Genomic DNA, 1,044 nt, shown 5'->3' on the forward strand with positions numbered 1-1,044 from the left:
GAGCCCACAACCCGTCAGGAACAAGACGAGAGGAAAGATCGACAGCCACAAGCGCCATCATGCCCCATGCAGCTCAGACCATGTGAGACAACCTCTAAACGTCCGCGATCACCCTATCGGACATGAACCATTCCGCAGGAAACCCAAATCACGTAAAGCCTTTTTTGGGGATTCTGAACGGCGAACGCCAGGAAATTCGGCCCGGCCATCCTTCAGCTCCTTCGAGTCCCCCTGGAACCACGGAAAGCATAGGCTCCCATAGCAAGTGAAACTACACCCAGGGATCCGATGACGAAAAGTACAATCTTCCCAGATCCTTCAGTCATGCTTCCCTGGATGAACGCCGCGACAGTAGCCGCCACGATCAGGATCGTAAAAACTACCATTTTCGCCTTGCCGCTCATTTTCTTGCCTCCATTAATATAGTTTCCGGGCTTTGAGCAGCCGAGGCGGAAGTGAAATTTACTCCCGCCTCGGCCACAAGGCATCTATTCTTCCCTAGAAGCCATTACCCGTAGCTGATGATGTCTGCGTTGTTGTAGCCGAGGAATCCTCCTACGGCGCAGCTTCCAACCAGAGCGAACCCGGTTCCAACAGGTCCATAGAGACTGGCGTAGGCAAGCACCCCGGTTTCCGCGGCAGCACCGATCCCAGCAACGCAGCCGGTAACGGCTCCCCAGATATCGTTGCTGTCATCCAGGAAATCTGCCACACCCGACAGGAAGGAAAGGCCGGTGGGGTCGGTGTGGTTGATGGGGTCGCCGGCGGCGTAGAGGTAGGGGTTGGTCTCCTGGCCGGAGGGGTCGGGCTGGGTGAAGCGGCCGAGAGTGGGGTCGTAGTAGCGGGCGCCCATCTTGTACAGGCCGGTGGGGTCGAGGTAGGCGCCGGCGTAGCGGTAGGGCTGGGGGAAGGTTTCGGTCGCGTTCTGGCTCGTGCCGTAGGCGGTGTAGGCGTAGGTGTGGGTGCGCTTGCCCGCCTCGTCGACCAGGCCCAGGACGTTGCCGGTGGCGTCGGTGAGGTAGTAGAAGGACTTGCCGCCGTTGC

1 protein-coding gene is annotated in these 1,044 nt (G+C 59.1%); it reads right to left on the bottom strand.

Annotated features, from left to right (window positions below; all coding sequences use genetic code 11):
• Positions 1 to 508 precede the first annotated feature (508 nt).
• Positions 509 to 1,044: RHS repeat-associated core domain-containing protein (locus tag ADL08_RS38045; RefSeq protein WP_234352086.1), on the bottom strand; the 536-nt coding region annotated here is incomplete at its 5' end.

Source organism: Streptomyces sp. NRRL F-6492 (genome assembly GCF_001280125.1).
Classification (GTDB): domain Bacteria; phylum Actinomycetota; class Actinomycetes; order Streptomycetales; family Streptomycetaceae; genus Streptomyces.